General features: G+C 32.6%; 11 protein-coding genes and 1 tRNA gene. 10 read left to right on the forward strand and 2 right to left on the reverse strand.

Annotation, left to right across the window (positions count from 1 at the left end; all coding sequences use genetic code 11):
• The first annotated feature begins 227 nt into the window (after positions 1–227).
• The 8 genes from tpx to OZP15_RS09455 all read left to right on the forward strand — a co-directional run bounded on the left by tpx (position 228) and on the right by OZP15_RS09455 (position 8691).
• Entirely contained in the window at positions 228–725 is a 498-nt protein-coding gene (gene tpx, locus OZP15_RS09420; protein ID WP_269225200.1) for a thiol peroxidase, read from the forward strand.
• Between the two features lie 8 nt (positions 726–733).
• The gene (locus OZP15_RS09425; protein ID WP_281335945.1) at positions 734–1108 is read left to right on the forward strand and encodes a diacylglycerol kinase family protein; all 375 of its coding nucleotides are present in this window, start codon (positions 734–736) and stop codon (positions 1106–1108) included.
• A gap of 17 nt (positions 1109–1125) precedes the next feature.
• The gene (locus OZP15_RS09430) at positions 1126–3597 is read left to right on the forward strand and encodes a DNA translocase FtsK (RefSeq protein WP_281335946.1); all 2472 of its coding nucleotides are present in this window, start codon (positions 1126–1128) and stop codon (positions 3595–3597) included.
• A 10-nt stretch (positions 3598–3607) separates the two neighbouring features.
• Positions 3608–4249, forward strand: coding sequence for an outer membrane lipoprotein periplasmic chaperone LolA1 (lolA1, locus tag OZP15_RS09435; protein WP_281335947.1), 642 nt, complete (start codon positions 3608–3610; stop codon positions 4247–4249).
• Positions 4250–4258: 9 nt separating this feature from the next.
• Positions 4259–5704 carry an LptF/LptG family permease gene (locus OZP15_RS09440; RefSeq protein ID WP_281335948.1) on the forward strand — a complete coding sequence of 482 codons (1446 nt, stop codon included), beginning with the start codon at positions 4259–4261 and terminating at the stop codon, positions 5702–5704.
• A 12-nt stretch (positions 5705–5716) separates the two neighbouring features.
• Positions 5717–6850 (forward strand): 3,4-dihydroxy-2-butanone-4-phosphate synthase, encoded by a 1134-nt coding sequence (gene ribB / locus OZP15_RS09445; protein WP_281335949.1) that lies wholly within the window; start codon positions 5717–5719, stop codon positions 6848–6850.
• A 157-nt stretch (positions 6851–7007) separates the two neighbouring features.
• Positions 7008–7092, forward strand: a tRNA-Ser gene (locus OZP15_RS09450).
• A 291-nt stretch (positions 7093–7383) separates the two neighbouring features.
• Positions 7384–8691, forward strand: coding sequence for a site-specific integrase (locus OZP15_RS09455; protein WP_281335950.1), 1308 nt, complete (start codon positions 7384–7386; stop codon positions 8689–8691).
• A gap of 36 nt (positions 8692–8727) precedes the next feature.
• On the opposite strand, the gene OZP15_RS09460 is transcribed toward OZP15_RS09455, so the two are convergent.
• Together OZP15_RS09460 and OZP15_RS09465 are read right to left on the reverse strand one after the other, a co-directional pair.
• The gene (locus tag OZP15_RS09460) at positions 8728–9045 is read right to left on the reverse strand and encodes a hypothetical protein (RefSeq protein ID WP_269225204.1); all 318 of its coding nucleotides are present in this window, start codon (positions 9043–9045) and stop codon (positions 8728–8730) included.
• On the reverse strand, positions 9038–9307 hold the full coding sequence (locus OZP15_RS09465; protein ID WP_281335951.1) for a MerR family transcriptional regulator: 270 nt from the start codon (positions 9305–9307) through the stop codon (positions 9038–9040). Before OZP15_RS09465 ends, OZP15_RS09460 begins: the two co-directional genes overlap by 8 nt.
• Before the next feature lie 1217 nt (positions 9308–10524).
• Here OZP15_RS09465 and OZP15_RS09470 point away from each other — a divergent pair.
• Both OZP15_RS09470 and OZP15_RS09475 read left to right on the forward strand, forming a co-directional pair.
• Positions 10525–12801, forward strand: coding sequence for a hypothetical protein (locus tag OZP15_RS09470; RefSeq protein WP_281335952.1), 2277 nt, complete (start codon positions 10525–10527; stop codon positions 12799–12801).
• Entirely contained in the window at positions 12801–14054 is a 1254-nt protein-coding gene (locus OZP15_RS09475; protein WP_281335953.1) for a DNA methyltransferase, read from the forward strand. Before OZP15_RS09470 ends, OZP15_RS09475 begins: the two co-directional genes overlap by 1 nt.
• Positions 14055–14056 lie beyond the last annotated feature (2 nt).

The raw sequence follows: 14056 nt of genomic DNA on the forward strand, positions 1-14056 counted from the left end.
AATTTCAAAATAAAATGAAAAAAATCTATCAAAATCAATGATTCACAAGCCTTTATCATTTGAAATATTTTTTGTTCTTATTCATCAATTGAAATTCATATTAAGTAGAACCTAAAGATTACTAATTTCCTTTTTTATACAATCTAAATTGTTAAAATCGTAAATTAAAAAAACACAAATCGTAAATAAATTTTCATACTTTTGAACCTCACTTAAAAAACAAAACAATGGCTTCAATAACATTAGGAGGAAATCCAGTAAATACTTCAGGCGAATTACCTAAAGTAGGTTCAAAACTTGCTGATTTTAAATTAGTTAAAAACGATCTTTCAATAGCAACTCTTGCTGATTTTGCAGGATCTAAATTGGTTTTAAATATTTTTCCTAGTGTAGATACAGGAACTTGTGCTACCTCTGTTAGAACTTTTAACGCAACTGCTTCTACATTAGAAAACACTAAAGTATTGTGTATTTCGAGAGATTTGCCTTTTGCTCAAAAACGTTTTTGTGGTGCAGAAGGTTTAGAAAACGTAATCAACCTATCTGATTTTCAATCTGGTGCTTTTGGAAAAGCAAATGGATTAGAAATTGTGGACAGCGTGTTGGCTGGTTTACACTCAAGAGCCATCATTGTAGTGGACGAAAACGGAACTGTAATTCATACCGAACAAGTATCGGAAATTGCCGATGAACCCAACTACGAAGCTGCAATAGCAGTACTTTAATACACTATATGGAATTCCAAAAAGACAATACTTTTTTAAGCGGTAGATTAAAAAGTGTAACATTTGCTGTAAAAGGTGCGATAAAATTAATCTCAACCGAGCACAGTATAATGGTGCAATTTTCATTAGGAATTTTGATGACGATTCTTGGTTTTTTTTGTAATATTACTCCAACTGAATGGCTTTTTCAAACCCTAGCAATTGGTTTAGTAATGAGCATAGAAGGTCTGAATACTGCCATTGAAAAAGTAGCCGATTTTATTCATCCTAATTACCACGAAAGAATTGGATTTATCAAAGATATTGCAGCTGGAGCAGTTTTATTTGCTGCTCTTACTGCAATTATAATTGGATTAATTATATATGTACCCAAATTTTTATAGAAAATAGTCAACCAAGAATGGCAAAAACAACAAAACCAACACCTCCAGACCCGAAAACTGATTCAAAATCTGCAGTAAAAAAATCTTGGGAAATCAGTAAGCAACACAAAATTCTTTTGGGTTCCTTGCTGGTATTGTTTGCTATTGCCCTATTTCTTGCCTTTGTTTCCTTTTATATTTATGGTCAAGAAGATCAAAGTGCCGTACAACAATTGTCAGATCGAACAGAAACAGTTCATAACTGGTTAGGCAAATTTGGTGCTTTCCTCGCCGATTTAATCGTTTATCAAGGTTTTGGAATTGCTTCTTTTTTATTCGTTCGATTGTTTTTCTTGACTGGATTATTTCTGGTACTGGACGTTTCGTTGCGAAAACTAAAAAACATTTGGTTTTGGGATTTATTCGTTATCATCATTCTATCGGTTTTATTTGGTTTTTTTGCCACTTCCCTACCCGAATTGGGTGGAATTATTGGCTATGAACTGAATTTGTTTTCGCAAGATTATATCGGAAAAACAGGAACTTTACTGGTACTTCTCTTCGGAATTATCATTTATTTGATATTCAAAGTAAAAGTATCTCCCGAAAAAATTAAAACCTTTTTCGAAAATACCAAAAAAGAAATTAAAACCGATTTTAGTTCCGTTGCAAAAAAAACAACACCAAGCTATAATCTAGAAGAATTTGCTGTTGAAGAAAAAGAAGATGAAATAGATGAAGAACTTGATGGTATTCATTTAAAAACCACAACAGGTTCTCAATTTGAAATTAACAAAGAAGCTTTAAAACCAACTATCAGCCATTCTTCTGAAATTGGTAAAAAGTCACCTGTAATGGAAGTTGTGGCTCCAGTAGTAACACCTCCGCCTTATATTGCACCAGAGATTATTCAAACTGAAGATGAGCATTTTGTAATCGAAAAAGCTCCTGAAGAAGATATTATCGAAGAAAATTTAGCCTCTAAACTAGTGGCCGATTTTGGATTATTTGATCCTACTTTGGATTTATCCAATTACAAATACCCAACCATTGATTTATTAAAAGAATATTCTAGTGGTGGAATTACCATCAATCAGGAAGAATTAGAAGAAAATAAAAACAAAATTGTTGAAACGCTTCGCAACTACAAAATTGAAATTGCACAAATAAAAGCTACTGTTGGTCCATCGGTTACGCTGTATGAAATCGTACCAGAAGCAGGAATTAGAATTTCAAAAATTAAGAGTTTAGAAGACGATATTGCATTATCGCTTGCCGCTTTAGGTATTCGTATCATTGCTCCTATTCCCGGAAAAGGAACTATTGGTATTGAAGTACCTAACAAGAATCCGACGATGGTTTCTATGAAAAGTGTCATTGGTTCAGCTAAATTTCAGGAAGCTGAAATGGAATTACCTATCGCTTTAGGAAAAACCATTTCGAACGAAACATTTGTGGTTGATTTAGCCAAAATGCCTCACTTATTAATGGCAGGTGCAACAGGTCAAGGAAAATCAGTTGGATTGAATGCTGTAATTACATCCTTGCTTTATAAAAAACATCCTGCTGAAATTAAATTTGTGATGGTCGATCCTAAAAAAGTCGAATTGACACTTTTTAATAAAATCGAAAGACATTATTTAGCCATGTTACCCGATTCTGACGATGCGATTATCACTGATAATGCCAAAGTAGTCAATACTTTGAACTCATTGTGTGTAGAAATGGACAATCGTTATAATCTTTTAAAAGATGCGATGGTTCGTAATATCAAGGAATACAACGAAAAATTCAAGTCTAGAAAATTGAATCCTGAAAACGGACACCGATTTTTACCTTATATTATCTTGGTTGTCGATGAGTTTGCCGATTTGATTATGACCGCTGGAAAAGAAGTCGAAATGCCTATTGCAAGATTGGCACAATTGGCCAGAGCTATTGGAATTCACTTAATTATAGCTACACAAAGACCATCGGTAAACGTAATTACAGGTTTAATCAAAGCCAATTTCCCAGCTAGAATTGCTTTTAGAGTATCCTCAAAAATTGATTCCCGAACCATTCTTGATACTCAAGGAGCCGATCAATTAATAGGTCGTGGTGACTTACTGTACTCTAATGGAAATGATGTGGTTCGAGTACAGTGCGCTTTTGTTGACACTCCAGAAGTAGAAAAAATTGTAGATTTTATTGGTTCGCAAAAAGCATACGCAACAGCTTATTTACTTCCAGAATTTATTGGCGAAGAAAGTGGCATTAATCTTGATATGGATATTTCAGAGAGAGATACTTTATTTAGAGAAGCAGCCGAAATTATTGTAAATGCACAACAAGGCTCTGCTTCATTATTGCAAAGAAAGCTAAAACTGGGTTACAACAGAGCTGGTCGATTAATCGATCAACTGGAAGCAGCAGGAATTGTAGGTCCGTTCGAAGGCAGTAAAGCAAGAAGTGTAAACATTCTGGATATAAGTGCTCTGGATCAATTTTTCAACAATGAACAAAATTAATTACAACAAAATGAAGAAGTTTATACTAATAACAACTTTACTACTTTTCAGTTTTTCAATCCAAGCACAAGACAAAAAAGCCAAAGACCTTTTGAATCAAGTTACAGCAATCGTAAAAAGTTATGATAATATTGTAATTGATTTTAAATATTCCTTAAATAACTCGAAGGAAAATATCAATCAAAATAGTAAAGGAAACGTTACTATGAAAGGGAATCAATATGTTTTGAATTTCATGGGCGTAACTAAAATTTTTGACGGAAAAAAAAGCTATACCATTGTTCCTGAAGACGAAGAAGTTACTATTTCGACAGTCAATGAAAACGATGATAGTGCTATAACTCCATCTAAAATGTTGACTTTTTTCAATTCTGGTTACAAGTACACCATGGATATTGTACAAGATGTAAAAGGGAGAAAAATTCAATACGTAAAATTAGTTCCTACCAACTCTAAAGACCCAAGAAAAGAAATCTTGTTGGGCATTGATGTACAAACCAAACACATTTATAATTTGATTGAAACAGGAAAAAAGGGAACAAAAACCACTTTGACTGTTAATTCTTTTAAAACCAATCAGCCTTTGTCAAAAAATCAATTTACCTTTGTATCCAGTAAATATCCAAACTACTACATCAATAAATTAGATTAATTCCGCTAGGTGAAAATTCTTGACAAATACTTACTAAAAACTTTCTTAAGTACATTTACAACCGTATTTGTAATTCTTTTTTTCATATTTATACTGCAATCCGTTTGGTTATTCATAGCTGAATTGGCAGGTAAAGACTTGGATTTACTGATGGTAATCAAATTTTTAGTTTTTGCGATGCCAAGAATTATTCCGTTAGTATTACCGCTATCGGTATTATTGGCTTCTATTATGACCTTCGGGAATTTTGCCGAAAATTATGAATTTGCAGCAATGAAATCAGCTGGGATTTCACTTCAAAGAGCCATGAAAAGTTTGATTATTTTCATTAGCTTATTGAGTATTGTGGCTTTTTTATTTGCCAATAACGTCATTCCTTATGCTGAATATAAATTTATAAACTTCAGAAAAAATATAGCTCAACTAAAACCTGCAATGGCTATTGCCGAAGGACAATTTAGCGATGTTGGCTATTTTAATATAAAAGTGAACAAAAAATCTGGAGAAAACGGCAACATCTTAACAGGTATAACCATTCACAAGAAATCAATCAATGGCGATGGAAATCGAACAGTAATTAAAGCCAAAAATGGAGAATTAATTAGTAGCGAAAAGTCGAGTACCTTACAATTAGTATTAAATGATGGTCAATATTATGAAGATGTTTATACTAAAAGATTTGATGAGCAAAACAAATTACCATTTGCAAAAAGTTCTTTCAAAAAATACATTATTAATATTGATTTGTCTAAATTAAATACTGTTGACGTTTCAAATTCAAATATAAATAATACCAATTCTATGCTTAATGTAAGCGAACTGAATTACACTTTAGACTCCTTACATAAAAATAGAGATACTGAAATTGTATCTTTCTCTGAAAACATCAACCAGCGTATTGGATTTCACAGAAATAATACATTATCTACAACTCCTAAAACTAAAATCCTACCTAAAAAATTATTATCAATATATAAAAGTGATACCAAATTACAAGTACTTAATCAGGCAACGGCCAGCGTAGAGGGTACCTTAACTTCTATAGATGATTCAAACGCTGAATTAATTAACAAACAAAAAAATATTAATGGTCATTTACTTGCCTATTATGACAAATTTGTAATTGCATTTGCTTGTTTTTTAATGTTTTTTATAGGTGCACCTTTAGGCGCTATCATTCGAAAAGGAGGACTTGGTTTACCTATCGTTTTTGCAGTTTTAATCTTTATTTCATTTCATTTTATCAATACTTTTGGAAAAAGAATTTCACAAGAAGATCAACTTCCTCCTTTTTTAGGAGCTTGGTTATCTTCATTAATACTTTTGCCATTAGCAATTTTATTGACATACAGAGCTACTAATGATATTGGATTAATCAATTTAGACGGTATCACTACTCCTATACAGAAAATATTTCAAAAATTTTTACAGAAAAAAATCCCATCAGAAAAATAAACATACAAAATTATGACTACCACAAAAATCCAACTCGACACCATTGAAGAAGCTATAGAAGCCATTCGTCAAGGGGAAATAATAATTGTTGTAGATGATGCTGACAGAGAAAATGAAGGCGATTTCTTGGCCGCTGCCGAAAAAGTAACACCTGAAATGATCAATTTTATGGCTACTCACGGTCGTGGATTAATTTGTGCGCCTTTAACAGAAAGTCGTTGCAAAGAATTAGGATTAAACGCCATGGTTAGTAATAATACCGATCCTATGGAAACTGCTTTTACAGTTTCGGTAGATTTAAGAGGTCATGGAGTTACTACAGGAATATCAGCCTCCGACAGAGCACTTACTGTTCTATCATTAGCTGATGCAAATACAAAACCACACGATTTAGCCAGACCAGGACACATATTTCCATTAATTGCTAAACAAGGAGGTGTATTAAGACGTACCGGACATACTGAAGCAGCGATAGATTTTGCACGTCTAGCAGGATTCAAACCCGCAGGTGTCATTGTCGAAGTTATGAATGAAGATGGTTCGATGGCGCGATTACCTCAATTGGTTGATGTCGCTAAAAAATTCAATCTAAAATTAGTATCAATCGAAGATTTGGTTGCCTATAGAATGCAACATGATAGCCTTATTGTAAAAAAAGAGGATTTTGACATTGAAACCCGTTTTGGTACTTTTAGATTAAGAGCTTATGAACAAACTACCAATAAACAAATCCATATTGCATTAACTAAAGGTTCATGGAATCTGGGTGAATCTATCTTGACACGTATTCATTCTTCGCAAGTGAATAATGATTTATTGGGTACTTTAACCAATAACGCAGACCAACAACTTGATTCAATGTTCAAAATCATAAATGAGGCTGGCCGTGGTGCGGTAATATTCATCAATCAGGACATGACAGCTGTAAATCTTTTGAGTCGTATTACCGAATTAAAAGAATTACAGGAAACTGGTACTATGAAAGCACCTAAAGTAGTTATTGACAGTAAAGATTATGGAATTGGTGCACAAATTTTACATGATCTTGATATTTCTAAAATTAAATTAGTATCCAATACCGAACAAACTAAACGAGTTGGTATGATAGGATATGGTTTGGAAATCGAAGAATATGTATCTTACTAAAAACTTAAAAAAACTTTTTTACCATCCTAAATCAAAGGAAATGAAAGGATTAAAAAAGTACCTAAAAAATACCTGTATTTTTTCTAAAAATACACTTGCATAACCAAAAAAGGTTCTTATATTTGCACTCGCAATCACAAAATGATAGCAACATACTGGAGAAATGGCAGAGCGGTCGAATGCGGCAGTCTTGAAAACTGTTGACTGTAACAGGTCCGGGGGTTCGAATCCCTCTTTCTCCGCGAAGGCCTGAAAACAAAGGAAAAATAAGATTTTCAAAGTTTTCAAAAATGGCCAAAAAAAGCGGTAAACCCTGCAAATCTAATGATTTGCAGGGTTTTTTCTTTTATACCGCTTTTCAATATTTATAAAATCGAACAAAATCTTTGTGGCACATTCGTGGCACACTTGAAAATTTCGAAAATGTGCCACAAAATTTCATCTTAAGTCCCGATATCAAAGGGGTTAAGCACGTTTACATCTTGTCTAAATAAAGTTATAATTCTACATTTACTAATCTAATAAGTTGAATTATGCTAGAGAACAGCTTTGGGTTGATATTCTTTTTGAAGGCATCCCGCAATCAGAGTAACATTAGAATCGTTTATTTCAGGATAACCGTTGACGGAATCCCGAAAGAAGCATCCACAAGACGGAAATGGGACAGCGAGCGCTGGAACCAGAAAACTGAGAGAGCAACAGGTACAAAAGAAGACGCAAAATCCCTGAACTTTTTTCTGGATTCACTCACTGCGAAAATCCATGAAATCAAATCAGAAATTATGTATTCAGGAAAACCCATAACCTCCCAAAAGATTATGGATCATGTCATGGGAAGAATAACACCCAGAGCCAAGGTGCTGGAAGAATTTCAAAAACACAATGATGAAATGAAAGCCCTGATTGGCAACGGATACACGGAAGCGACACTGGAGAGATTCAATATCACTAAAAATCACGTAACAGCTTTCATTAAATTTAAATACAATACTGGCGATTTTGAATTTGCTGATTTAAATTTTGAATTCATAAAAGACTTTGAGTTCTATCTTCGTACCGTAAGGAAATGCGCAAATAATACCACACTTAAATACATTTCCAATTTCAAGAAAATTGTAATACGAGCCATAGACAAAGAAATCATTATCAAAGATCCATTTAAGAATTTCAAAGGGAAGAAAACTAAAATTGTAAAGAAGCCTATATCTGCAAAAGAACTAGCTGAACTGGAAAGACGCCAATTTTCAACGGAAAGACTCAATACTGTGCGTGATATTTTTGTTTTCCAGTGCTACACTGGACTTGCTTACATTGATGCTTTTCAGCTCCAGAAAGGGGACATAAAGGATGGTGTTGACGGAAATCAGTGGATTTTATCTGAAAGACAGAAAACAAATTCTACGGCAAGAATTCCCCTGCTCCCGAAGGCTATCAAAATTCTTGAAAAATACAAAGACCATCCTGTTTGCCTTAAACGCGGAACAGTACTGCCTGTTTCTTCCAATCAGAAAATGAATGAATACCTTAAGGAAATTGCTGCATTATGCGATTTTCCCTTCACTCTCAATACTCATATGGCACGCAGAACATTTGGAAGTACCGTAACATTAAATAATAACGTCCCTATTAATGTTGTAAAGGAAATGTTAGGGCATTCATCAGTGAAACAGACTGAATCTTACGCAATCACAGAACAAGCTACCATAGGTCGGGAAATGACACTGCTTAACAAAAAACTAAATCCAGATAAAATTGAAATAACACAGGAAGATCTTACTGCCCTGAGCAGACTGGAGAAAGAAATCAAAATTATTAAAGAAAAATATAAGATCACATCTTAAATTATAAAAACATCAAATAGTGAAAGAGAGGTTACCTCATAATTGAGATAACCTCTCTTGATATAATTCAACTTCACTTCTATAACCTGGATGATAAGAAGGCATATACTTAATATAGCCAAAATCCTGAAGCTGTTTTAAATATTTATGATAAGTGGGCAGTGTATTGATATGTGACAACAACATGAGCTTACGGCGGCTGACTTTAATTCTCTGCCTCTCTCCCTGCCTATATCCCAAACTTAGAATTGCATTTAAAATAGCCAAATGCCAAACGTTAAGCTGCGGATCTTCCATATAAATGGATAGACAATTTATGACTTGATGTTCAGTTATATTATTAATTTTACTCATCTTTGAAAAGTTTTAACAGATCTTCTTTATTGTAGTAGTATGACCCAAGAACCTTTTTAAATCGGACTCTCTGTGTCATTCGAAGATTTTGAACCGAACCTGCAGAAATATCAAGCAGTTTCCTAACAGCTTTACTTTTTAACCATTCAGGATCTGACGATTCTTTTTGTTGTGAATTCTTCTCTTTGAATATAGTCTGTATCTTATCCAGTAATAAAAGGCCAAACTGCCTTAGATCTTCCTTTGTTACAATTTCTTCCATAATACTATCTATCGTTTTGATTTTTTCGTTCTTCAACAATAGCTTTTTTATCAGCCCATTGAAATGGCTAATTTAATGTAGTAACAAACAAGTAATCTCTTCATTGTTCTGAATGGAGATTTTTGGCTTCAATTGTCTTTTACCATAATCTACTTTCAATAAAATGAATACTTTTAAAATGAAGTTGATTAATCATGAACGAACTGAGAAAGATTCCATCAATAATTTTATATACTCTTTTGTAGAAAATCTTTTTTCTTTAGGCTCATTTGCAGTTAATGCAGAGCTCAAAAGTTTTAATCTATCACATACCCCTTCTAAACTCTGAAGTTCTATATTGAACAGCAAATCAATATAAGTTTGTCAACCTTACATCTTCATAAACTATTTCAGTAAATGGGCAGTCTACTTTTCAAATCATCAGTTAGGTTTCTAAACGTTCCACAGATCACTTCAAAGAAAAAAACACAGCAGATTGAAAATAAGCAGCTATGTTTTTTTTTCCGCTGTTCGTTCCTCATCATCACACGGTCTCCTCCTGCTTTCGGTCAGGCTTACGAATCCACAACCCTTCATTCCGTTTTCGGCTACACAAACTTCGCCCCGACTCCATTCCAGCCCTATTGTGTCTGCCGACTTAAGTTTTTTTCAGCGGTTGCTCCTTCCCACAGCACAACTTTCCTAAAAAACAAAAAGCAACTCAATAACGAATTGCTTTTTGTTTTTGAATTGTTTTGTTTGCTTAACTGTATGGGTACGAAGTCATAGAATGCACAGCAGCCCCTAAATTTTATTAAATTTTTTCTTTATAAAGAAGACTTCGGGTAGCGGGGAGTTGACATAATGTTATTGCAAGTTGGTAAAGATGATGATAAGGCTATACCCAATGATAAAAATGGTTGTATCAACATCCGAAAGATGCTCTTATTTTAGTAAAACTTCTATTGTATGGAATGTATTGAAGAAGATTGTAAAAAACAGTATATCAAATAAGTAATAAAAAACTTCTCATAAAAAAATTTGCGAACCTAAAAGTGATTTTTTTTTTTAAATAAACTATAGTAAAAAGATTGGGCCATTTATAGATTTTTTTTTTTTAGAATTCGATCTTAAACCCCTAACTTAAAAAAGCAATAATGTATATTTGGTGAAAATTTTTTGAAATAAATATGTTAGATACCATATGTTTCATTTCTTTTAAATAATTATTAGTGTAAATGGAGAAAATATTTGAAGAATTATTACGTGCAAACACAGCTAAAGAAGTTACTGACTTACTTGAAATTTTAATTGATAACTATAGTGTTCAATGGAATCCTGTTGGAGGATATAAAGACAATATTGCAACTATTAATATAGGTACTGACCCAGCAGCCGGTTTAGCAGAAAGAATGACAAATGCTATTGATGCAGTTATGGAACTTGAATGGCAAAATCAAGGTCAGCCAAATAATTTCAATAGTCCTCGAATAGCCGCTGAGCATTGGTTCAATTTGAAAGAAGGAAAACTACGTAATATTGACAATGCTCTAGATAAAAAAATCCAAGAATTAGCAAAGAAAATTAAAGTTACACTTAGAGATTCTGAGCGAGAAAATTATCCAACTGTAGAAATTAGAGATGAAGGAATAGGTATAAAAGGAGATGACTTTTCTAAGACTGTTTTAAGCTTACATGGTCAAAATAAAATATCAAAATTATTTTTAATGGGTGCATATGGGCAAGGAGGATCTACTGCATTATCATATAATAATTATACTATAATAATATCAAAGCCTGCACTAGGGGAAAAAAAGTTTACAGAAGAAGTTAGTTGGACAATTGTCAGAATAAATCCAGGGAATATCGATTCTGATAAACTAGAATGGTTTGAATATTGCGTCGATAAAAGAAATGGTCAACCTTTCAATTTAAAAATTAGTGATAAAATTTTTAAACATGGCACCCTTATTCGTCACATTGGAATGGATCTAGGAAAGTATACAGCAAAGATTACTGGCCCAACATCTTCACTATGGTATTTAACACATCATTATCTTTTTGATCCAATAATTCCAATTACAATAAGCGGAGAGAGAAAGAAAGACTTAAATCAAGGTAAAATTGAAAACAGAAGTGTTTTTGGTAACAATAGACGATTAACCCGTGGAGGTGGTGATGAAAAAAATCTTACTCAATATCAAAATGAAGTTAATTTAACTTTCAAAGATGGAAAAGTTACTATCTATTATTGGGTACTAACCTTGGAAGGTTCAGATAAGCCGATGGATAGAATCAAGAATTACTGTCTTTCATCCCAGCCAATAATTATTACATTTAACGGTCAAAAACAAGGAACTTTAAACAGCTCAATAATAAAGTCGGACTTAAAACTACCATTTATTGAGAAGTATTTGGTTGTACAAATTGAATGTGATGGATTGGATAATGAATCAAAACGTCATTTATTTAGTAGTACTAGAGAATCCTTGAGAGATACTTCAATTTTAGAAGAATTGAAAAAGTTAACAATTGATACACTTAAAGAAGATGATTACCTAAAAGTTCTTGATAAAGAGAGAAAAGACAGGTATTTAAAGAAAGATGTAACAGAATCATTAGATAAATTAAGAAAAAAATTAGCAAATAGAATTAATGTTTACTTTAAATCTTCTGGGGGGGGCATTGAAGTAAAATCTTCTGAAACTAAAGATTCAGTTAAAAATAAAAAACAGCAACCAATTATTTTTAATGATCCACCAACTTTTTTAGAAATAACAACTGAAAAAGATAAGGAAGTCTATATTGGTAAAACATTTAGTATTAAATTTAAAACAGATGCACATCCCAGTTATTTTACAAACCCAGACGCCTTTCTTGCTGTTATAGAACCTCATTCTTTTGGAAGTTTTACAGGATCAGCAAGAGTAATAGACGGGTATGGAATAGCATATTTTAAAGCGCGGGATACAACAGAAACCCAAACGAAAGGTTCTATCACTTTAGAACTAAGACCTCCTAGGCAAAAATCTTTAAGTGATAATGTCGATGTAGTAGCTGTAGATTTGCAATCTGATGCAGATTCTAAAAAATCTGGTGATAAAAATGTTCCTAACATACAAATTCATAATATTAATGAAGATGATTCTTATTACAAAGACTCTGAATGGACTCATGATACAGTTGCTGATGTAGATATCAGCAGTGATGCAGTTGATATTTTTATTAATGACTCAAATAGGCATTTAACAAAATTAATTACTAGAGCACAGCAATATAATACTGAAGCAGTTGAATCGATAAAAAATAGATATAGAGAGCATATAGGATTTTGTGCTTTTATGATTAGTCAGAATAAAATTGAAAGTCGTCTTAATAATGAATCGGGGCACGAATTGTCACAGGAAAATATAGATTTAATAAAAAAAGCAGATTTAGCTAACGCCTGTGAAACAGTTGTAGATTTAATAAATGACTTTTTCCAAGTTATAATAACAGAAAGTATTGAGAATTAATGATTTCAGATAATATCCCTACTCCATGGTCTAAGCTCAATGCAAGAGATTTTGACTCATGGCATTCAATGTGTTCCTATTTAGGAGCATTTCCACCCCCGCTCGCAAATTATTTTATACAGTATTTTTCTAATGAAGGAGATCTCGTTTATGACCCATTTTCTGGTCGAGGAACAACTATCTTAGAATCAAGGATTTTAAATAGGAATTCTTTAGGAACAGATTTAAATCCAATAGCTTTAGCATTAAGTGAAGCTAAAAACTGCAATCTGACCAAAGAAGATATTTATTCAAGAATTGATGAACTCGAAGAAAAATATGATTATGCACTATATCAGCCCGAAGCGATAGCTCAATCAGATGAAATTCACCTCATTTTTCATCCTAAATCGTTAGCTCAATTATGTTATTTAAGAAGAAAATTGCTTAAATCAGGAAAACAGATTGATAAATATTTAATTGGTATTACTCTTGGTATACTTCATGGAGGAGAAAGAAAGGACACAACCTCTGCCTATGCTTCTATTGATATGCCAAACACTTTTAGCATGTCTCCTGAATATGTTCGCAGATATGTTCAGACTAAGCAATTGAATAGAATTGAAAGAAATATTTTTAACCTGCTGAAGGAAAAAACAGATAGAATTTATAAAAAGCATACAACTTTAGGCGGAAAAGGTTTAATTTTAAAAGCAAATGTAAAATCATTATCCGAATATCAAGAATTACAGCAATATAAAAATTCTGCAAGTTTGATACTAACATCTCCGCCATATCTTGGTATTGTAAATTATGCCAAACAAAATTGGATCCGTTCATGGTTTATGGATCAAGATCCGATAGCGGTTTCGAAAGAATTAGATGATGACTTAAATTTAGATGAGTGGATTGAATTCTCTAAGTTAGCAATAATCGAATTAAAACAATTTTTAAAGGAAGATGGAGTGGCTGTTTTTGTTATCGGCGATGTTGCAAAATCAAAAAATAGTGTCATACCTCTTGCTAGAGAATTCTGTCTAATGATTAATGAAAATAAATACTTTAAAAATGTTTGGTGTATAAATGATGTCATAACTAGTTCTGATAAAACTACCAGAATTTGGGGAGATAAAAAAGGGATTGCTACAACAACAGATAGAATAGTTATTTTGTCAAACATAAATCCTTTCGAAAAGTTTAAGAGCAAAAATCAAATTGAAAAATTAAATTTAGAATCTGTTGAAGAGATTACTAAGTACTTTATAGGTAATTAATA

Source organism: Flavobacterium eburneipallidum (genome assembly GCF_027111355.2).
Taxonomy (GTDB): Bacteria; Bacteroidota; Bacteroidia; order Flavobacteriales; family Flavobacteriaceae; genus Flavobacterium; species Flavobacterium eburneipallidum.

Coding starts and splice junctions, on each gene's coding strand:
- tpx (WP_269225200.1), top strand. CDS start 228: ATGGCTTCAATAACATTAGGAGGAAATCCAGTAAATACTTCAGGCGAA.
- OZP15_RS09425 (WP_281335945.1), top strand. CDS start 734: ATGGAATTCCAAAAAGACAATACTTTTTTAAGCGGTAGATTAAAAAGT.
- OZP15_RS09430 (WP_281335946.1), top strand. CDS start 1,126: ATGGCAAAAACAACAAAACCAACACCTCCAGACCCGAAAACTGATTCA.
- lolA1 (WP_281335947.1), top strand. CDS start 3,608: ATGAAGAAGTTTATACTAATAACAACTTTACTACTTTTCAGTTTTTCA.
- ribB (WP_281335949.1), top strand. CDS start 5,717: ATGACTACCACAAAAATCCAACTCGACACCATTGAAGAAGCTATAGAA.
- OZP15_RS09455 (WP_281335950.1), top strand. CDS start 7,384: ATGCTAGAGAACAGCTTTGGGTTGATATTCTTTTTGAAGGCATCCCGC.
- OZP15_RS09460 (WP_269225204.1), bottom strand. CDS start 9,045: ATGAGTAAAATTAATAATATAACTGAACATCAAGTCATAAATTGTCTA.
- OZP15_RS09465 (WP_281335951.1), bottom strand. CDS start 9,307: ATGGAAGAAATTGTAACAAAGGAAGATCTAAGGCAGTTTGGCCTTTTA.
- OZP15_RS09470 (WP_281335952.1), top strand. CDS start 10,525: ATGGAGAAAATATTTGAAGAATTATTACGTGCAAACACAGCTAAAGAA.
- OZP15_RS09475 (WP_281335953.1), top strand. CDS start 12,801: ATGATTTCAGATAATATCCCTACTCCATGGTCTAAGCTCAATGCAAGA.